Raw genomic sequence first — 19019 nt, 5'->3', positions numbered from 1 at the left:
GAATCGGACTTGGCCAACGGCGCGATCTCGCAGAGCAGCCTGACGCTCTCGGGGCACTCAAGCCGGGTGCGCCTGCACAAAAAGCAGAAAACAACCTTTTATCGATTTCGTTCAGCTTCCATTCACCCACTCCTTCGTAAGCTCTGTATCACATCAACCAAGGAGCTCTCCATGAAACGTTCTGCCATTCTTTGCCTGACCACGCTGCTGGCAGCGGGCGTCCAGGCCCAGACCTTCAACGACACTGCCCGCGTGCGCAATGTCACCCCACAGCACGAGAGCATCTCCGTGCCGCGCAACGAGTGCACCAGCCAGTGGGTAACCGAGCAGCAAGCCGTGCCGGCTTCGCGCAATTACGGCGGGCTGGCGATTGGCGGTGTGGCCGGCGCGTTGCTGGGCAACCAGGTCGGCGGGGGCCGCGGCCGCGACGCCGCCACCGCCGTCGGTGCCGTGGTCGGCGCGCTGACCGGCGAGCACTTTGCTAACCAGAACGGCTGGGGCGGCTACCAACAGGCAGCGCAGCAGCAGCAGCGCCAGGTGCAGAACTGTCGCACCGTCAATGACGTGCAGTCACGGCTCACGGGCTACCAGGTCGAGTACGAGTACCGCGGTCAGGTCTACAGCACGGTGACCCGCGAGAACCCGGGCCGCACCCTGCCCGTGCGCGTTTCGGTGGCCCCGGTAGAGCCGGCGGGGGGCGATTACCAGGGTTATCAGGGCGCACGCGAATACCAGGGCAAGCGCGATGACCGTGGCGGTCGCGAGTACTATGGTGCCTACAACCGATGAACGCATTTGCCAAACTGCTCTGCGCCACCTTGCTGCTGGCATCCAACCTGGCTTGGGCCGACCTGAGCCGCGACGACGCGGCCACGGTGGCCCAGCAGGCCAGTGGTGGCCGCGTGTTGTCGGTCGAGAAGTCCGAGTCTTCGGGCCAACCGGTCTGGCGCGTCAAGGTGGTTACGCCAGCGGGTGAAGTCCGCGTGATCCAGGTGGACGTTGCCACCGGCCAGGTCCGCTAAGGCCGGCTTGCGGCAGCCCAAATCTCATGCGCCTGTTGCTGATCGAGGACGATGCCGCGCTGCGGCTCACCCTGGCCCGCCAGCTGGAGGCCGATGGCTACCGGGTTGACCAGGCCAAAGACGGCGAAGAGGGCCTGTTCCTGGCGCGCGAGTACCCGGTCGATCTGGCCATCGTTGACTTGGGACTGCCGAAGCTGAATGGGCTGACCATCGTGCAGCACCTGCGCCAGGACGGGAGCGCCCTGCCCATCCTGATCCTCACCGCGCGCGGCAGCTGGCAAGACAAGGTGGTCGGCCTGGAAGCCGGCGCCGACGACTACCTGGTCAAGCCTTTCGAATACCCGGAGCTGGCGGCGCGTCTTAAGGCCTTGCTGCGGCGCTCGCTTAAGACCGCGTCCGACGTGCTAATGCTCGGCCCCCTCAGCATTGACCTGACGGCGCAGGCGGTGCGGCTTAATGGCGCGGCGCTGGAGCTTACGGCCTTTGAGTACCGCCTGCTCGAAACCCTGGTGCGTCAGCGCCCGGCCATCGTCACCCGGCAGGCGCTGTCGGACTACCTGTACCCGCACGGCGAAGACCGCGACAGCAACGTGCTGGAGGTGCTGGTGGGCCGGCTGCGGCGCAAGCTTGACCCGGAAGGCAGCCTCGGTCCGATCGAGACCGTGCGCGGACGGGGCTACCGGTTCACCCTGGAATGAGGGCCGGCACCTCCATCCGTGCCCGGCTCCTGCTGGGTGCCGCCTTGGTGCTGCTGGCCTTTTTAACGGGCGCAGGGCTGGCGGTGCAGCGTGCCAATGCTGAAAGTGTGCGGGCGGCCTATTTCGGCCGGCTGCAGAGCACCATCTACCTGCTGCTGGCAGCGGCCGAACTCGATGCCGGCGGGGCGCTGGTGATGCCGCCGGGGTTTGCCGAGCCGCGCCTCTCGCTGCCGGGTTCCGGCCTGTATGCCGGCATCTACAACGTGTCGTGGGGGAAGCAATGGCAGTCGGCTTCCACCTTGGGCCAACAGCCGCCGTTCCAGCGCAGCCTGCAAGCCGGTCAGTGGCGTAACGAAACGGTGGAGGGGATTAGCGGGTCCTTCCTGTCGGTCAGCTACGCCGTCACTTGGAAGGCCTCCGCGCGTGAGGCGCCGCTGGTGCTTACGGTACTGGAAGACCGCGCGGCCTTTGACCGCGAGGTCGGCGCCTTCACACGCACGCTGTGGCTCTGGCTGGGCGGCGCCGCCGTATTGCTGTTGCTGGCCCAGCTGTGGCTGCTGCGCTGGGGCCTGGCGCCGCTGCGGCAGGTGGCCAGCGAGATCCGGCGCATCGAAGAGGGCGGGCAATCGCGCATTGAGGGCCGCTACCCCACCGAAATCTCCGGCCTCACGGACAACCTGAACACCTTGATCCAGCAAGAGCGCGTGCGCCAGACCCGGCAGCGCGACGCACTGAGCTTTCTGGCCCACAGCCTGAAAACGCCGCTGGCCGTGCTGCGCAGCGCCCTGGCCGAGCCGGCCCAACTGCCAGCCACCGTGGCCCAGCAGGTGAACCGCATGGACGACATCGTGCAGCACCAGCTGGGGCGCGCCATCGCGGGCGGCGCCGCGCGCTTTGCGCCGCCGCTTCCGCTGGCGCCGATCGTGGAGCGCATTCGCGACGCGCTGGCCAAGGTCTATGCCGAAAAGGCCTTGGACTTCAGCATCGAGTGCCCGCTAGAGCTGGCCTGGCGCATCGACGAGGGCGACCTGTTCGAGATGCTGGGTAACCTGCTGGACAACGCGGCCAAGTGGGCGCAGAGCCGGGTTTTGGTGCGCGTGTGGCGCGAAACACGGCGCTTGTGCATCCGCATCGAAGACGACGGCCCCGGCTTCAGCGACACCGAGTCCGTCCTGCGGCTGCATGTGCGGGGCGACGAGCGCGTGCCCGGGCACGGCGTCGGGCTGGCGGTGGTGAGCGACCTGGTGGCCAGCCACCAGGGGGAGCTGAAGCTTTCGCGCGGCTCGATGGGCGGCGGGCGGGTGGAGATTAAGTTGCCTGCGCCTTGAGGGGGCAAGCCGCAGTAACCTATTGCGGTTTATATTAAAATGACTAGACAGATGACTAGTTAAATAAGGGGTATTTCAATGAACACATGGCCAGTACAACACGCAAAAGCACGTTTCAGTGAATTCCTTGATGCCTGCCTGGCCGAAGGGCCGCAGATGGTGACGCGCCGGGGTGCTGAGGCGGCTGTGTTGGTGCCAGCTGCAGAGTGGCGGCGCTTGCAGTCTGCTGCCAGGCCGTCGCTGAAGGAGTTGCTTTTATCGGATGCTGCCCGCACCGAATTTCTGGTGCCACCACGTGGTTCTGCCCGCCGGCGGCAGGTTATGGCGCTGGGCTAAGCGCCATGTACTTGCTGGATACGAACGTTATTTCTGAACTGCGTCGCCCCAGGCCGCATGGCGCAGTACTGGCGTGGTTTCAGTCTGTGGCTGACAGCGACCTGCACATTTCGGCTGTAAGCCTTGGCGAGATTCAGGCGGGCATTGAGCTCACACGCGATCAGGATGCGGCCAAGGCTGCGGAGATAGAGCAATGGGCCGACTTGGTGGCCGCGTCTTACAACGTGCTGCCGATGGATGCTGCAAGCTTTCGCCACTGGGCAAAGCTCATGCACCGGCGCTCTGACACCTTGTATGAGGACGCGATGATTGCCGCAACGGCCATTCGCCATCAACTGAAGGTGGTGACGCGCAATGTTGCGGACTTATCCGATTTTGGTGTTGAGATTTTTAACCCGTTTGAGAATGCGCTTGGCTGACCTCCTGGAGGTCTGAATCGCTCTGGCAAAAAAGCGGCTCAGGAGCAGCTTAGCGGCGCATAAAATTGACTTTTTCTGGCCGCTCCAGCAGATTCAACCGCGCCACCACCTCCGCAGTCTCGGCCAGAAGCGTCCCTTTCCTCCAAACCTTCAAGCGATTGGCCCGCAGCCGGATCGCCTCAACCGGGTCGCGCGCCTGCAGCAGCACAAAGCTCGCATCGCAGCCCGCCTCCAGCCCGTAGCCCTGCAGATGCATCACCTTCGCTGCGTTGGTTGTCACTGCGTCGAAACAGGCTCGTATGCCTTTCTGGCTGGTCATCTGCGCCACATGCAGGCCCATATGCGCCACTTCCAGCATGTCGCCGCTGCCCATGCCGTACCAGGGGTCCATCACGCAGTCGTGGCCGAAAGCGACGTTGACGCCGGCGGCCATCAGCTCGGGCACGCGGGTCATGCCGCGCCGCTTGGGGTAGCTGTCGTGCCGGCCCTGCAGCGTGATGTTGATCAACGGGTTGGCGATCACGCTGACCTGTGATTCGGCTATGAGGGGAATCAGCTTGCTTACGTAGTAGTTGTCCATGCTGTGCATCGACGTACAGTGTGAGCCGTTGACGCGGCCCTGCAGGCTCAGGCGCTGGGCCTCAAAAGCCAGCGTCTCTATGTGGCGCGACAGCGGGTCGTCTGATTCGTCGCAGTGCATGTCCACCAGCAAGCCGCGCTCGGCCGCGATCTCGCACAGCAGCTTCACGCTGGCGGCGCCCTCGGCCATGGTGCGTTCAAAGTGCGGGATGCCGCCGACGACATCCACCCCCTTGTCCAGCGCGCGTTTCAGATTCTCCACGCCGCCCTTTATCCTTAGAACACCGTCTTGCGGAAAAGCCACCAGCTGCAGATCGATATAGGGTGCGACTTGTTTCTTCACCTCCAGCAGCGCATCCACCGCCAGCAGGCTCGGGTCGCTGGTGTCGACATGGCTGCGGATGGCCAGCAGGCCCTTGGCCACGGCCCAGTCGCAGTAGGTCAGGGCGCGCTCGATCAGCGCCTCGGGCGTCAGCAGTGGCTTGAGCTCGCCCCACAGCGCGATGCCTTCGAGCAGCGTGCCGGACTCATTCACGCGCGGCAGGCCGTAGCTCAGCGTGGCGTCCATGTGGAAATGTGGGTCGACAAAATGCGGGCTCAGCAGGTAGCCGCCGGCGTCCAGCGTTTCATGGGCCGGCGCGTCCAGGCCGGGCACTGCGGCTGTGATGCGGCCGTCCTGCACGGCGACGGCCATATTGGTTCTGCCGTCGGGCAGGGTGGCGTTCTTGATCAGTAAGTCCAGCATGGGGAAACCTCCTGGGGTGGATGGCGCAAGCTTAACGCTCGCCCTTGCGATAAGGTTTCATCAGCGCCTGCGGGTAGGCGGCTTTGCGCGCGGCAAGCACTAACGCCAGGATGGACAGCACATAAGGCAGCATCAAATACAGCTGGTAGGGCACCTGAAACGACGAGTTAGCGATGCCCGACGTTTGCAGCCGCAGCTGCAAGGCGTCAAAAAAAGCAAAGAGAAGGGCGCCCAGCAGCGCCTTGCCGGGGCGCCACGAGGCAAACACCACCCAGGAGTAGTGGCGGGGCGATGCGCAGCACGGCGCTCCAGAACTGCGGATTGGCCAGGATGTCGAGCAGCTCGGTCATCGCAAAAGCCTCGCAGCCCTTGTAAAATACGTGTCGCTTGCTATAAAATAAATAGCTGCTTGCGCCCGTCCTGATTGGGCTACAGGCCTTTTTTGTTTGAATTTCATGGCGTGCGCTGGCGCCAGATCCGCCGGTATTGCCCAAACAGGATGGACACCAGGGTCGATTTGCCGGCCTCTCGCCCAGCGGTGCCAGCACCTCACCCGCCTGCAGCTGCAGCGAGATGTCGTCGTTGGCCACCAGGGCGCCAAAGTGCTTGCTGATGCCGGACAAGACAAGGACAGGGTCACTCGCGCTGCGGGGAGGGCGCCCCGAGCAAGCACAGCTCCGGAGGGGCTGGAGCCTGCGGCTCCAAGCCTGCTTGTGCAGGGTTGGACAGGCGACAGAGGCGAAGCGTCTCGCGAGCCGCGGCCTGCAAGGCCTCGCGCAGCACACGCAGTGGCAAGTGTGGGGGCCGCCGTGCGCTGCGCCGGGCCGCCCTAAGCAAGCACAGCCCCCTCGGGGGGCAGCGCAGCACACGCAGTGGCAAGCGTGGGAGCCCATTATCTGGAGCTTGACTTGGGCTGGCTGTCGTCCACCTTGACGCTGAATTTGCCGTCCAGAATCGCCTTCTCTTTGGCCTTGACCTTGGCCAGCACCTCCGCCGGAACCTTCATCTCGAAAGTGCCCAACGTTGCCAGTTCGGAGCCTTTGTGTTTCATCATCGAGTAAGGGCCGTAGTCTTCGGCCGTGAACTTGCCGTCTTTCACCAGCTTGAGGGCGCGGTCTATGCTGGGCTCCATGCGCCACAGCGCCGAGGCGACCACGGTGTCGGGGTACTTGTCCTGGGTGTTGATCACGTTGCCAATCGCCAGCTTGCCTTTTTCCTTGGCCGCGTCGCTGACGCCAAAGCGTTCGGCGTACATCACGTCGGCACCCTTGTCTATCATGTCGAACGCGGCTTCCTTGGCTTTGGGCGGGTCAAATCAGCTGTTGATGAAGCTCACGCTGAACTCCACGTTGGGGTTGGTTTCCTTCGCGCCGGCCATGAAGGCGTTCATCAGGCGGTTGACTTCGGGAATCGGGAAACCGCCGACCATGCCGATCTTGTTGGTCTTGGTCATGCCGCCCGCCACCATGCCGGTCAAATATGCTGGCTTCTGGATGTAGTTGTCAAACACCGCCAGGTTGGGCGCCTGCACCTTGCCCGATGAGCCCAACAAAAAAGACACCTTCGAAAAATCTTTAGCGACCTTGCGTGCCGCCGCTTCAACCGCAAAAGCTTTCCCCACGATGAGTGCATTGCCGGCGGTGGCGTATTCGCGCATGACGGGCTCGTAGTCGGCGTTGGCGACGTTATCGCTGGCCTTGTATTCGATCTCGCCGCGACCTTGGTTTTTGTCAGCGCGAGCGCCGGGCCGGGCAGGGCACGGCCATCGCGGCGGCGAGCAGGACGAGTTTGCGGCGCTTGAGAGTCTGATGCACGGCGTTCTCCGGTTCATGTTCAGGCGTTGGTCTGACAGATAGAAAAATTTAGCAAAAATTCAAGAGCTCGCAGCTCCCCGATTTTTCAAGCAAGGGCCGCGGGACTGGCTTCGCCAGACCGCAGGCGCCGGGCTGCGAGACGCAGCCCTTCTGCGTGCCCTCCAAGACTGCATCGCAGGCTTGGAGCCGCGGCACACAGCCCCCTCGGGGGGCAGGAAGCGACACGCAGTGCGCGACCGTGGGGGTCATTTAGTTCCAAAAATACGGTCCCCCGCGTCGCCCAGGCCGGGCAGGATGTAGCCGTGTTCATCGAGCTGGCGGTCTATCGCCGCGGTGTAGAGGGGCACGTCCGGATGGGCTTTGTGCAGGGCGGCGATGCCTTCGGGGCAGGTCAGCAGGCAGACGAACTTGATAGATTTCGGATTGAGCTCCTTGATTCGCTCCACGGCGGCAATTGCCGAGTTGCCGGTGGCCAGCATCGGGTCAACCACGATGACATCGCGCTCGTGCATGTCGTGCGGCATCTTGAAGTAGTACTCGATGGCGGTCAGCGTTTTTGGGTCGCGGTACAGGCCGACATGGCCTACGCGGGCGCCCGGCACCACGCTTAGCATGCCTCCCAAAATGCCGTTGCCGGCGCGCAGGATGGAGACAAAGACCAGTTTCTTGCCGTCAATGACTCTGGCCGTCATGGTCTCCAGCGGCGTTTCAATCTCGATGTCCTGCATCGGCATGTCGCGCGTGACTTCATAGGCCATCAGCATGCTGACCTCATTGAGCAGGGTGCGAAAGGTGTTGGACGAGGCGTCTTTTCGGCGCATCAGCGTGAGCTTGTGCTGCACCAGCGGGTGGTCAATAAGGTGGAGGTTTTCTGGAAAGGTGGTCATTTTGTCGGCCGCTTGTTGTTGAATTTTCAGAAAACCGTGCCATCACTCTGGATGTTCAGAGGCGGCCTGCCTTCGCGCAATTGCTGCGCCAGTGCACGGCCCGCGGCCCAGGTGCCGCCCTCAAGAACGCAGGCCAGCGGCATCTGTCCAAGGCTTAGCCGCAATTGCGCGCGGACCATTGGCGCCAGCTCGTCGAGCAGCGCAACTGTCAGGGCCCGCCACTCGACAATCAGCTCAGCGCCGGGCGCGTGCAAGCGCTCTGTTTGCGAAGCATCTTTCAGGCGCAGCACGCCCGCGTCGAGAAACAGGCCGCCGTTTCGGTATTCGGGCAGCCCGGTCAGTTCGTCCAGCCCATCAACCCGCACACCGGCCCATTCAAACGGCTCCAGCAGCGAGTAAGTCAGCCACTGCGACAGCTTGTGAAACGGCATCCAGCCATGGCTGTCACTGCCTGGCAGCTCGCTGTCGCCCGCCGCGGGGTGCCGCCAGCAGTCACCGAGTGCTACATTTTTCATAGCGTTTTGCGCAGGCCAGATGGGGGCGAGGCCGGTTAGCAGTACCGACAGCAGGGCATGCGCCCGGATCACGGCGGGCCCGCTTTGCTCTTGCGTCAGCAGATCAAACAGATGACCGGGTCGGCCCGGCTCGCCGAAGGTCTCGGGCTGGTCCTTCAGCGCCTGACCCAGGCGGCGCAACAGTGCCGCGCGCCCATCCAGCCCAACCAGCGGGTTGCTTTCGCTCACCTGAAAAGCATCGCCGAGTTGCCCGGCCGTGAGCCTCTGCAATCCGCGCGCGTCGGCTTGCAGGGGCTGCGCGGGGTTGCTGGAAAAAAGGCCAGCCATGAAGGCGTGAAAGCTGGCCACGCCGAGGCCTTCTGAGCGGCTGTACTCGTGCCCGGGCTGTTGACCCAGTGGCGGCTCCCGGTAGCGCCAATCGGGGCCGGCACCAGCATCGAGCAGCACGCTGACCAGCGCCAGGTCAATCCGGGCGCGCGCCCGCTCAGCCACCGAGACAGTGCCGCAAGCTTTCTCCAGTGCCCGGTCGAGCTGGCCGGCCCGGTCAACGCCGCCGGCTGCAAAATGTCGCCAGCGGCTGTGGTACGGGATCTTCAGGTCGGGGTAACGGGCGCGGGTCACCTTGGCCACCAGCGCTGCGGTGTTGACCATGGCGCCGTCGTTGACGACAAACCAGGCTGACTCGTTGCGGCGCGCCCGTTCAAGCAAGGCCGCGGCACGCGAACGTATCGTGTGGGTAGAGCGCAAATCGGCCACAGAAGCCGTCAATCGGGCGCTGCTAGCTATTATATTCATAGCAACCGGCCCCCAGGGAGCAGGCTTTCAGACATCAAGGCCACGTCCCTTGGGTTTCTTCAGCTCATCCGGCTCAGGCACGGCACCCGGCGTGAAATACCCAGCGGCCATCTTGGCGTCCATCTCTACCCGCGCATCTGCCGGAATCAGGGCGTCGGGAATGTTGACGCGTTTGACCACTTCAATGCCCGCTCGGGTGATGGCGTCGTATTTCATATTGCTCATGGACACCAGACGATGAATTTTGCGTATACCGAGCCAGTTCAGCACGTCGGGCATGAGCTCCTGAAAGCGCATGTCCTGCACCCCTGCCACGCATTCGGTGCGGATGAAATACTGGTCAGCTGAATCGCCGCCCACCTGCCGTTTACGCGCGTTGTAAACCAGGAATTTGGTGACTTCGCCCAGCGCCCGGCCTTCTTTTCGAAAGTAGCACACCAAACCCACGCCGCCACGCTGCGCGCCCTGAATGCATTCTTCAATCGCGTGCGTCAGGTAGGGGCGGCAGGTGCAGATGTCAGAGCCAAAAACGTCCGAACCGTTGCATTCGTCGTGCACGCGGGCGGTCAGTTCGACGTCGGGGTTGGCCAGGTCGCGCGGCTTGCCAAAAATGTAGGCCGTCAAACCGCCTATCGGTGGCAAAAACACTTCCAGGTCACTGCGTGTGACCAGTTCGGGGTACATGCCGCCGGTTTCTTCGAACAGCACGCGGCGCAAGTTGGCCTCGCTGCAGCCAAAGCGTCTGGCGACCTCTGGCAGGAACCACACGGGCTCCACCGCCACTTTGGTGACCATGGCGGCACCACCCGCAGTCAAGAATTTGCCGTCGGCTTTCAGCCGGCCCGACTGCAGTGCCTCTATCACCTCGGGCAGGATCACATGCGCCCGGGTCACCGCAATCGTCGGGCGAATGTCATAGCCGGCAGCCAGCTCGTTTGCGAACACATCGGCCACCGCAGCTCCCCAAGGGTCCATGGCGACGATGCGGCCAGGCTCGCTCCATTGCGGGTAGGGGCCGATGATGTCGGTCGGCGAGGTGTTGGTCAGGTCCGCCTTGTGCTGGCGCGACAGCGCGCCCGAGGCCACCGCGAGCGCCCGGTACACGCTGTAAGAGCCGCTGTGCGTGCCAATCACGTTGCGGTGACTGCGTCGGGTGGTGGTGCCCACCACCGGGCCCCGCTCTATCGCCGTGGCAGCCGCCCAATGAATAGGCAGCGCCCCATGGCCACTGGCATGGGATGTCAGGCGAATGTGCTGGCTGGCCTCGGCAGCAAGGATGGCGGTGGAGGTGGAGGTGGGCAGCGCGCCCGCCAAGCTGGGTGATTCGGGCGCCGCATCAAAAGGTTTCGAGACAGCGTCAGCAGACATTGCAGATCCTTTAAAAAATCCAATGTAGCGATGAACCCCGGGCTTGACAAGCCGATTGTGGGCGATGGGTCACTAATTTGCGACAGCCGACAGGCTGCCCGCGTGAGCGGCAGCTGTCAGTAACGAAGGGCTAGCTGTTCGCTAGCCTTTCACCGCCGCCCGCCTACAGGTTAAACAGCCGCTGGGCCAGCCACCAGCTCGCCAGCAGCGCCACCAGCAGCGAGCCGACTTTCAGCACACCGAACCGGTAGAACCCGGTGCCGCGCAGCGCAAACGCCACTGGCAGGAAGATGGCGACGATGGCCAGTTGACCCAATTCCACGCCGACGTTGAAACCCACCAGCGCCAGCGCCAGCGCCCCCTGCGGCAGTCCCAGGTCGGCCAGCACCGAGGCAAAGCCGAAACCATGCAGCAGGCCGAACACAAAGGCCATGACCCAGCGCCTACCCTCTATCGTGCCGCGCAGGTTGTTGAGCGCCGCCAGCACCACCGAGGCGGCGATGGCGGACTCCACCAGGCGCGAGGGCAGGCTGATGACGCCCAGCGCGGCCAGGCTTAGCGTGATGGAATGCGCCAGCGTGAAAGCGGTGACGACCTTGACCACTTCCCTGGCCGCGCCCGAAAAGCGCGGGGCACCCTCCCACTGGCCCTGCCGGCGTACCAGCACCGCAGGCAGCAGCAGGGCCAGCAGGAACAGGATGTGGTCATAGCCAATCCAGATGTGCCAGACGCCGTCGACCAGGTATTGACGCAGTGTCTGCCAGGGACCCTGCGCTTGCAGCGCAAGCGTCTGCTCAGCCGACTCGGTCCCGAAGACGAGCGCCTGGGGGCTCTCGCTGCCTGGGCCAATCCATTGAACCAGACCGCGGTGCGACGGATCGACATCGAACAGCAGCGAATAACGTGCTTTGAGCGCGCTGGACAGGCTGGCGCACTGCGCCGTGAGGCTGAGTACCGCGTAGCTGCCGTCGCTGTGTTTGTCCAGCATCAGGGGGCCGGCGGTGGTCCAGGTGCAAGGCTGGTCGGCCGAGCTCAGTTGCAGCCGGCTGGTGGCCAGCCGCGTAATGTCTTCGCTGCGCTGGCGCACCTCGCCCCAGCTGATCTCGCCATTGCCGTTGCGGTCGAGCTGGAGCACATAGTCCAGGTCGCGCAGGGCGATGTCCCAGCGCACCGCGATGTCGCCGCTGCCGGCGGTGGCGCGCAGCGTCAGGTAGCTGTCGCTGGGTTTGTGAGCCCAGGCTGGAGCTTGAAACATCAGCACAGGCAGCAGCGCGATAAAAAGTAGCCAGCGCTTCATCGAGTCGCCCCCTGCGCCGCGAGCTGCTCTACCAGCTTGACGATCAAGGGGTCTTCATGGCGACTGCTGCGCAACCAGTCGAGTGCCGGCTGGGCTGCCTTGGGCTGCTTCGCCGCCAGCGCGGCACGCAGCAGGATTTCGGCATCGCGCGGCTCCTTCTGGATTTGGTAGTTTCGGCTTGCAAGCGCCAGCGCTTTGGCGGTGTTGCGCTCAATATCCAGTTCAAAGCGCGCGGCTTCCTGTTCGTGCAGCCGGTCGCCGCGTTGTTCAGCGGCCTGGAAGCGGTCGCGCAATTGCGCTGCCCAATCGGCCGCCCGCCCGTCGCCAGCGGCACGGCCAGCCAGTGCCAGCCGCAGCAGCAGGATGTCAGATCGCTCCCAGCCGGCCAGCAGCTTGAGCACTTCGGCCGGACGCTGGCGCGCCAGCAGAAAGTCGGCGTACGCGCCGAGCAGGTACTGATCGGTCAGGCCGAGCTTGAGCGCGCTTTTGAAATAGTCCTCAGCCAGCTCAATGCGCTGCAGCCGCCAGGCCATGTCGGCCAGCCGGGTGTATTGCCACAGCAGCAATTCGGGGGCCGGCGTGGGCGCGGTGTTGGCGGCGCTGGCCGCGTTGCTGGTGGCAGGCTTGATGGCGTTGGCCACCTCCTGAAAAGCGGCTTCCAGCTGGCCCGTGGTGGCGCCAACATAGGCTTTCCAGCCCAGGCCCAGCAGCGGCTCGGCCAGTGGAGTGAGCCGCTCGGCTTCGGCCAGCGCCTCGGCGTAGCGCGCTTGCACCATGAAAATCGCGATGCGCCAGGACAAAGGATCGGGTGACGAGGGTGCCAGCTGGCTGGCCTTGGCCAGGCTGATCAGGGCGGCTTCAAAATCATGGCTGAACTGCTGGATTTGTCCGCGCACCAGCCAGTAGCCGGCGCTGTCTTCAGCTTTGGCTGGGGGCGTGGCCGCCAGCGGCGCGATGGCTGACGAGGCATAGCCGACAAAGCGCGGGTCGCCCTGGGCCATGGCCAGCTCGAAATAGCGGCGGGCAATTTCTACCCGCAGCGTGGTGTCTTCGGGCCGCGCGGCGAGTTGCCTGCGCAGCGATTCAACGCGCCGCACCGACGGGTCGCTGGTCAGAGGCAGGCGCTCCACCACCTCACTGTCGCTTTGGGGGGTGTAAGGCGCGGCATGGGCGGGCCAAGCGCAGGCCAGCAGCAATGCCACGGCCAGTGGTCGTGCGTCAAGGCAAAACATGCTTATTTGGTGCCAAAGATGCGGTCGCCGGCATCGCCCAGGCCCGGCAGTATGTAGCCGTGTTCGTTGAGCTGGCGGTCAATCGCTGCGGTGTAGATGGCTACGTCCGGATGGGCTTTTTGCAAGGCAGCGATGCCTTCGGGGCAGGTCAACAGGCAGACAAACTTGATGGATTTGGGCTTGAGCTTTTTGAGCCGGTTGACGGCGGCGATAGCCGAGTTGCCGGTGGCAAGCATGGGGTCGACGATGACGATGTCGCGTTCTGCCATTTCCTGCGGCATCTTGAAGTAATACTCCACCGGTTCCAGCGTCTTCGGGTCGCGGTACAGGCCTACATGGCCGACCCGGGCGCCCGGCACCACGCTGAGCATGCCTTCCAAAATGCCGTTGCCGGCGCGCAGGATGGAAACAAACACCAGCTTTTTGCCGTCAATTACCTTGCCGGTCATGGTTTCCAGCGGGGTTTCGACTTCAACATCCTGCAGCGGCATGTCGCGCGTCACTTCATAGGCCATCAAGCTGCTCAGTTCATTGAGCAATGTGCGAAAGGTGTTGGTGGAGGCGTCTTTGCGGCGCATCAGTGTCAGTTTGTGCTGCACCAGCGGGTGGTTGATCAGGTGAACGTTGCTCATAACTTAAGGGTTTTCCTTGTGTGGTTAGTGTCGGGTGTTGAGGGTCTCGCAGCAGACCTTCGGCCGCCCGCGTTGTGGTTTATCGTTTTTTGCCGCCAAAGATGCTGCCCAGTACGCCGCGTATGATTTCCCTTCCCACGGCGGAGCCCATGGTGCGGACCGCCGACTTGGCCATGCTTTGAGCCAGGCCGTCGTGTTTGGCGCCGCGTGGGCCGGTGCTGCCAAACAGCATGTCGTTAAGCCCGCCCAGCATACCGCCCGATTCGGCCTGGCCAGCAGCGCCGCCGTTGGGGGCCTGCGCTGCTGCAGTGGCCGCTGCGTCCGCGCGCCCCTTGAGCATTTCGTAAGCCGAATCCCGGTCGACGTCCTTCTCATAGGTACCGGCCACCAAGGAGTTCTGCCGCAGCGATTGGCGTTGCTGGGACGTGATGGGACCGATCTGGCTGCCCGGCGGCAGTACGTAAACCCGCTCGGTGACGCTGGGCCGGCCTTTGGCGTCTAGCAGGCTGATGAGGGCTTCGCCGACTGCCAGTTCTGTGATGGCGGTCTCTATGTCGAGCCCGGGCTTTTGCCGCATGGTTTGGGCGGTGGCTTTGACGGCTTTCTGGTCGCGCGGGGTGTAGGCGCGCAGCGCGTGCTGCACCCGGTTGCCCAGTTGGGCCAGCACCGAATCGGGGATGTCGAGGGGGTTTTGCGTGACGAAATAAACCCCCACTCCCTTGGAGCGCACCAGCCGCACCACCAGCTCGATGCGCTCAATCAGCGCCTTGGGCGCTTCGTTGAACAGCAAATGCGCTTCGTCAAAAAAGAACACCAGCTTGGGTTTTTCAGGGTCGCCAATTTCGGGCAACTGCTCAAACAGCTCGGACAGCATCCACAGCAGAAAGGTGGCGTACAGCCGCGGCGAATTCATCAGCTTGTCGGCGCTGAGGATGTTGACGACGCCATGGCCGGCGCTGTCAGTCTGCATGAAATCGTCGATGTTGAGCATGGGCTCGCCAAAAAATTGGTCGCCGCCCTGGCTTTCGATCTGCATCAGCCCGCGCTGGATGGCACCCACGCTGGCGGCGCTGACGTTGCCGTATTTGGTGGTGAACTCGCTGGCGTTGTCGCCCACGGACTGCAGCATGGCGCGCAGGTCTTTCAGGTCAAGCAGCAGCATGCCGTTGTCATCGGCGATCTTGAACACCAGGTTGAGCACGCCAGCCTGGGTCTCGTTGAGGTTAAGCATGCGGCCCAGCAACAGCGGGCCCATGTCGGACACGGTGGCGCGCACCGGGTGCCCCTGCTCGCCAAACACGTCCCACAGCGTGACCGGGCAGGCGAGGGATTCGGGCGTGTCGAGGCTCCGCTCTTTCAGGATGGCGGCCATTTTTTCGCCCATGCTGCCGGCCTGGCTGATGCCCGTCAGGTCGCCCTTGACGTCGGCCATGAAGACGGGTACGCCAATTTTTGAGAAATTTTCAGCCAGTGTCTGCAAGGTGACGGTCTTGCCGGTGCCTGTGGCACCCGTGATCAAACCATGACGATTGGCCAGCGCGGGCAACAGTTCACACTGCGTGGAAGCGTTCCGGGCGATCAGCAACGAAGGAATTGAGGTTTCGGCCATCTGGGTGTCCTGTAGGTGAAAAAGTAAAATACAGGCTGTAGATTAAATCAATTAATCCGTCGAATAAGGGAGTCTGTCGTGGCTGGACATAGTAAATGGGCAAATATTCAACACCGCAAGGGGCGTCAGGACGACAAGCGCGGCAAGGTCTGGACGCGTGTGATCCGCGAGATCATGGTGGCCGCACGCCTGGGCGGTGGCGACCTGGACACCAACCCGCGCCTGCGCCTGGCGGTGGACAAAGCCAAGGCGGCCAACATGCCGGCCGACAACGTCAAGCGCAATATTGACAAGGCCACGGGCAACCTGGAAGGCGTTCACTACGAGGAAATCCGCTATGAAGGCTATGGCGTCAGCGGGGCCGCCATTCTGGTCGACTGCATGACCGACAACAAGGTGCGTACCGTTGCCGAAGTGCGCCATGCCTTTTCCAAGCACGGCGGCCACATGGGCGCCGAAGGTTCCGTGGTGTTTCAGTTTAAACACTGCGGCCAGATGATTTTTGCCCCCGGCACCAGTGAAGATAAAGTCATGGAAGTGGCGCTCGATGCGGGTGCCGACGATGTGATCACGCATGACGATGGCGCCATAGAAGTGCTGACGCCTTACACCGGATTTGAAGCCGTCAAGAAAGCGCTAGAAGCTGCGGGGCTGAAGCCCGAACTGGCTGAAGTCACCATGCGGGCCGACAACACGGTGGAGCTGACGCCTGAAGATTCCCAGAAGATGCAAAGGCTGCTGGATGTGCTGGAAGACCTGGACGACACGCAGGAAGTCTTTCACAACGCAGCGCTTTCCGAATGATTGTTTTCCAAGCGCAGCACTGGCTACCCAAGATTAAGAGCACAACCATGAAAGCTGCAGCATGAAAGTTTTAGTAGTGGGCGGCGGTGGCCGGGAACACGCGCTGGCGTGGAAACTGGCGCAATCGCCCAAGGTGCAGGCGGTTTATGTCGCGCCCGGCAACGGTGGAACCGCGTTGGACCCTCGGCTTGAGAACGTCGATATCACGGATATCCAGGCGCTACTGGCGTGGGCAGCTACAGAAAAGATAGCACTGACGGTGGTGGGCCCGGAGCAGCCGCTGGCTGCCGGCATCGTCGATGAATTTCGCAAGCATGGCCTGCGGGTATTTGGCCCGACCAAGGCGGCGGCGCAGCTGGAAAGCTCCAAGGCCTTTTCCAAGGCCTTCATGAAGCGCCACCAAATTCCGACGGCAGACTACGAAACCTTTACCGATGCGGTGGCCGCGCATGCCTACGTTGATGAAAAGGGCGCACCCATCGTGGTTAAGGCCGATGGCTTGGCGGCGGGCAAAGGCGTGGTGGTTGCTATGACGCTGCATGAGGCGCACGAAGCCATCGAGTTCATGCTGGCCACCAGTCCTGACCACAACGTGCTGGGTGTGAAGCACAACGAAGGTGAAGACGGCAAGGCCCTGCCGCGCGTTGTCATTGAGGAATTCTTACAAGGCGAGGAGGCCAGCTTCATCGTCATGTGCGACGGTAAAAACGTAGTGGCGATGGCCACCAGCCAGGACCACAAGCGCCTGCTCGATGGCGACCAGGGCCCGAACACTGGCGGCATGGGCGCATATTCACCGGCCCCGGTGGTGACGCCCGAAGTGCATGCGCGCGCCATGCGCGAGATCATTCTGCCCACCATCAAGGGCATGGAAAAAGACGGCATCACTTACACCGGTTTTTTGTACGCCGGCCTAATGATCGACGCGAAGGGAAGGCCCAAGACGCTGGAGTTCAATTGCCGCATGGGTGACCCGGAAACCCAGCCCATCATGTTGCGGCTGAAAACAGATTTGTTCGAGGTGATGATGGCGGCCACATCGGGTGGCCTGGAGCATATTGAACTGGAGTGGGACCGGCGCCCGGCCTTGGGCGTCGTGATGGCCGCGCTCGGTTACCCGCTCGCGCCGCGCAAGGGTGATGTCATTCATGGCTTGCCCAAGGCTGCTGAAGACGCCGTGGTGTTCCATGCTGCAACGCTTAAACAAGAACGTATCAGCGTGACCGCGGGCGGCCGCGTGCTGTGTGTCACGGCATTGGGCAGTACCGTCAAGGCGGCGCAGCAGCGGGCCTATGAAGTGGCCCAGGGAATTGACTTTGATGGCGTGCAATACCGCAAGGACATTGGGTACCGGGCTGTCAAATCCTGATGATGATGGATTTCGCGCCGCGCCATCCCGTGCAGTTTCAGGGTAGCCGGGTGGCTAAAGCGCTGCTGCGTGGTCTCGGTTGGCGTGCGGTGTTTCAAGGGCTGCCGGCGTTGCAGGGAGTGTTGGTGATCTACCCGCATACCTCCAACTGGGATTTCGTGATTGCCGTGCTCATTAAATGGTCGCTGGGAATGCCAGTGCAATTCTGGGGCAAGGATGCGTTGTTTCGCATTCCGCTGTTTGGTGGGTGGTTGCGCTGGCTAGGCGGTGTGCCGGTCAGCCGCACGGCGCCCCAAGGCGTGGTCGAGCAGATGACGCTCATCATGAAACAGAAAAAATCCAGTGGGCAGTACTTCTGGCTCGCTTTGTCTCCCGAAGGTACGCGCAAACGTACAGCGGGCTGGCGCAGCGGCTTCTACCGGTTGGCGCTGCAGGCGGATGTGCCGGTGGGGCTCGCCGCGCTCGATTACTCGCGCAAGCAACTGGTGCTTTGTGAGTTTTTGCGCCTCACGGGCCGGGAAACTGAAGATATGGCACGCATTGCCGAAGCGCTGGGCGAGTGTCGGGGCTTCACGCCCGGCGGTGCTGCACCTGTAAGCCTGCTTGACGGCCGCATTCCCCGAGTCGCTATAGTGACCAAACTACCATGATCGATCTATCACACGTTCGCACCTTTTTACTCGGGCTGCAGGAGCGCATTACCGGCGCTGTGGGCGAGCTTGACGGCAACTCTTTTGTGGCCGACGCATGGCAAAAAGAAGCTGGAGAGCCGCTTCAGGGCAACGGGATCACCCTCATTTTGGAACAGGGTCAGGTGTTTGAGCGAGCCGGTTGCGGGTTTTCGCATGTACGCGGCTTCAAGCTTCCTGCCTCGGCCACCCAGCACCGGCCCGAGTTGGCGGGGGCGCCCTTTGAGGCCATCGGTGTTTCGCTGGTGTTTCATCCGCGCAATCCCTATGTACCAACTGTGCACATGAATGTACGCATGCTGGCGGCCACGCCTGTAGCCGGTGCCGGCGAGCCCGTCTGCTGGTTTGGCGGCGGCATGGACTTAACGCCTTATTACGGTTTCAATGAAGATGCGGTGCATTTCCATCAAGTCTGCAAAGATGCGTTGGTACCCTTCGGTAGTGACAAGTACCCACGCTTCAAGCAGTGGTGCGACGAGTATTTTTACCTGAAGCATCGTCAGGAGCCGCGCGGCATAGGTGGGGTGTTTTTTGACGATTTTCAGGAGTTGGGCCAGGACCGGAGCTTTGCCATGATGCAAAGCGTGGCAGATTCGTTTTTGCAGGCCTACCTGCCGATCGTGGAAAAGCGCAAAAATACGCCTTATGGCGAGCATGAGCGCGACTTTCAGCTTTACCGGCGGGGCCGCTATGTCGAGTTCAACCTGGTCTGGGACCGCGGCACGCACTTTGGCCTGCAGTCGGGCGGGCGCACGGAATCTATCCTGATGTCGATGCCTCCGCTTGCGAGCTGGGCTTACCGGCGCCAGATTGAAGCCGGATCACCCGAAGAGCGGCTTTACAAAGAGTTTTTGATCAAGCGGGACTGGGTTTGACTGCCG

The 19019-nt window shown here is 62.8% G+C and carries 19 protein-coding genes and 2 pseudogenes; 10 read left to right on the top strand and 11 right to left on the bottom strand.

The window, feature by feature from the left end; genetic code table 11:
• Positions 1-171 precede the first annotated feature (171 nt).
• The 6 genes from HHJ18_RS01805 to HHJ18_RS01780 all read left to right on the top strand — a co-directional run bounded on the left by HHJ18_RS01805 (position 172) and on the right by HHJ18_RS01780 (position 3803).
• The gene (locus tag HHJ18_RS01805; protein ID WP_296910936.1) at positions 172-789 is read left to right on the top strand and encodes a glycine zipper 2TM domain-containing protein; all 618 of its coding nucleotides are present in this window, start codon (positions 172-174) and stop codon (positions 787-789) included.
• The gene (locus tag HHJ18_RS01800; RefSeq protein ID WP_296910935.1) at positions 786-1022 is read left to right on the top strand and encodes a PepSY domain-containing protein; all 237 of its coding nucleotides are present in this window, start codon (positions 786-788) and stop codon (positions 1020-1022) included. Before HHJ18_RS01805 ends, HHJ18_RS01800 begins: the two co-directional genes overlap by 4 nt.
• 26 nt (positions 1023-1048) lie before the next feature.
• Positions 1049-1720, top strand: a complete 672-nt coding sequence (locus HHJ18_RS01795) for a response regulator transcription factor (protein ID WP_296910933.1) — start codon at positions 1049-1051, stop codon at positions 1718-1720.
• Positions 1717-3048 carry an ATP-binding protein gene (locus HHJ18_RS01790; RefSeq protein ID WP_296910931.1) on the top strand — a complete coding sequence of 444 codons (1332 nt, stop codon included), beginning with the start codon at positions 1717-1719 and terminating at the stop codon, positions 3046-3048. Before HHJ18_RS01795 ends, HHJ18_RS01790 begins: the two co-directional genes overlap by 4 nt.
• A 78-nt stretch (positions 3049-3126) precedes the next feature.
• Positions 3127-3384, top strand: a complete 258-nt coding sequence (locus HHJ18_RS01785) for a type II toxin-antitoxin system Phd/YefM family antitoxin (protein ID WP_296910929.1) — start codon at positions 3127-3129, stop codon at positions 3382-3384.
• A gap of 5 nt (positions 3385-3389) precedes the next feature.
• Entirely contained in the window at positions 3390-3803 is a 414-nt protein-coding gene (locus HHJ18_RS01780) for a type II toxin-antitoxin system VapC family toxin (RefSeq protein ID WP_296910927.1), read from the top strand.
• Between the two features lie 49 nt (positions 3804-3852).
• On the opposite strand, the gene HHJ18_RS01775 is transcribed toward HHJ18_RS01780, so the two are convergent.
• The 11 genes and pseudogenes from HHJ18_RS01775 to HHJ18_RS01725 form a co-directional block, all read right to left on the bottom strand.
• Positions 3853-5127 carry an amidohydrolase family protein gene (locus HHJ18_RS01775; RefSeq protein WP_296910925.1) on the bottom strand — a complete coding sequence of 425 codons (1275 nt, stop codon included), beginning with the start codon at positions 5125-5127 and terminating at the stop codon, positions 3853-3855.
• A gap of 31 nt (positions 5128-5158) precedes the next feature.
• Positions 5159-5398, bottom strand: a pseudogene (locus HHJ18_RS01770) (ABC transporter permease); the annotation flags it as partial.
• Positions 5334-5750 carry a hypothetical protein gene (locus HHJ18_RS01765; RefSeq protein ID WP_296911934.1) on the bottom strand — a complete coding sequence of 139 codons (417 nt, stop codon included), beginning with the start codon at positions 5748-5750 and terminating at the stop codon, positions 5334-5336. The pseudogene HHJ18_RS01770 and the gene HHJ18_RS01765, both read right to left, overlap by 65 nt.
• A 269-nt stretch (positions 5751-6019) precedes the next feature.
• Positions 6020-6850, bottom strand: a pseudogene (locus HHJ18_RS01760) (BMP family protein); the annotation flags it as partial.
• 336 nt (positions 6851-7186) lie between these two features.
• Entirely contained in the window at positions 7187-7828 is a 642-nt protein-coding gene (gene upp, locus HHJ18_RS01755) for a uracil phosphoribosyltransferase (protein ID WP_296910923.1), read from the bottom strand.
• Between the two features lie 26 nt (positions 7829-7854).
• Positions 7855-9138, bottom strand: a complete 1284-nt coding sequence (locus HHJ18_RS01750) for a URC4/urg3 family protein (RefSeq protein WP_296910921.1) — start codon at positions 9136-9138, stop codon at positions 7855-7857.
• A 27-nt stretch (positions 9139-9165) separates the two neighbouring features.
• Complete coding sequence (locus HHJ18_RS01745) at positions 9166-10506, bottom strand: GTP cyclohydrolase II (protein ID WP_296910919.1); 1341 nt, start codon at positions 10504-10506, stop codon at positions 9166-9168.
• A gap of 163 nt (positions 10507-10669) precedes the next feature.
• The gene (locus HHJ18_RS01740; RefSeq protein WP_296910917.1) at positions 10670-11803 is read right to left on the bottom strand and encodes a HupE/UreJ family protein; all 1134 of its coding nucleotides are present in this window, start codon (positions 11801-11803) and stop codon (positions 10670-10672) included.
• On the bottom strand, positions 11800-13035 hold the full coding sequence (locus HHJ18_RS01735; protein WP_296910915.1) for a hypothetical protein: 1236 nt from the start codon (positions 13033-13035) through the stop codon (positions 11800-11802). Before HHJ18_RS01735 ends, HHJ18_RS01740 begins: the two co-directional genes overlap by 4 nt.
• 2 nt (positions 13036-13037) lie before the next feature.
• Positions 13038-13667 (bottom strand): uracil phosphoribosyltransferase, encoded by a 630-nt coding sequence (upp, locus tag HHJ18_RS01730; protein WP_296910913.1) that lies wholly within the window; start codon positions 13665-13667, stop codon positions 13038-13040.
• Positions 13668-13746: 79 nt separating this feature from the next.
• Positions 13747-15276, bottom strand: a complete 1530-nt coding sequence (locus tag HHJ18_RS01725) for a helicase HerA-like C-terminal domain-containing protein (RefSeq protein ID WP_296910910.1) — start codon at positions 15274-15276, stop codon at positions 13747-13749.
• 78 nt (positions 15277-15354) lie between these two features.
• On the opposite strand from HHJ18_RS01725, the gene HHJ18_RS01720 reads away from it, so the two are divergent.
• The 4 genes from HHJ18_RS01720 (at position 15355) to hemF (ending at position 19013) form a co-directional block, all read left to right on the top strand.
• Positions 15355-16080 carry a YebC/PmpR family DNA-binding transcriptional regulator gene (locus tag HHJ18_RS01720; protein WP_296910908.1) on the top strand — a complete coding sequence of 242 codons (726 nt, stop codon included), beginning with the start codon at positions 15355-15357 and terminating at the stop codon, positions 16078-16080.
• Positions 16081-16141: 61 nt separating this feature from the next.
• Complete coding sequence (gene purD, locus HHJ18_RS01715; RefSeq protein WP_296910906.1) at positions 16142-17449, top strand: phosphoribosylamine--glycine ligase; 1308 nt, start codon at positions 16142-16144, stop codon at positions 17447-17449.
• A complete protein-coding gene (locus tag HHJ18_RS01710; protein WP_296910904.1) occupies positions 17449-18099 on the top strand; it encodes a 1-acyl-sn-glycerol-3-phosphate acyltransferase in 651 nt (216 codons plus the stop codon). The genes purD and HHJ18_RS01710 overlap by 1 nt, the downstream gene beginning before the upstream one ends.
• The gene (gene hemF, locus HHJ18_RS01705) at positions 18096-19013 is read left to right on the top strand and encodes an oxygen-dependent coproporphyrinogen oxidase (protein ID WP_296910902.1); all 918 of its coding nucleotides are present in this window, start codon (positions 18096-18098) and stop codon (positions 19011-19013) included. The genes HHJ18_RS01710 and hemF overlap by 4 nt, the downstream gene beginning before the upstream one ends.
• The last annotated feature ends 6 nt before the right edge of the window (positions 19014-19019 follow it).

The organism is Polaromonas sp. (assembly GCF_012927455.1).
Classification (GTDB): Bacteria; Pseudomonadota; Gammaproteobacteria; order Burkholderiales; family Burkholderiaceae_C; genus Polaromonas.
Note: the sequence above shows the minus strand (reverse complement) of the source record. Positions and strands in the feature narration are given on the sequence as shown.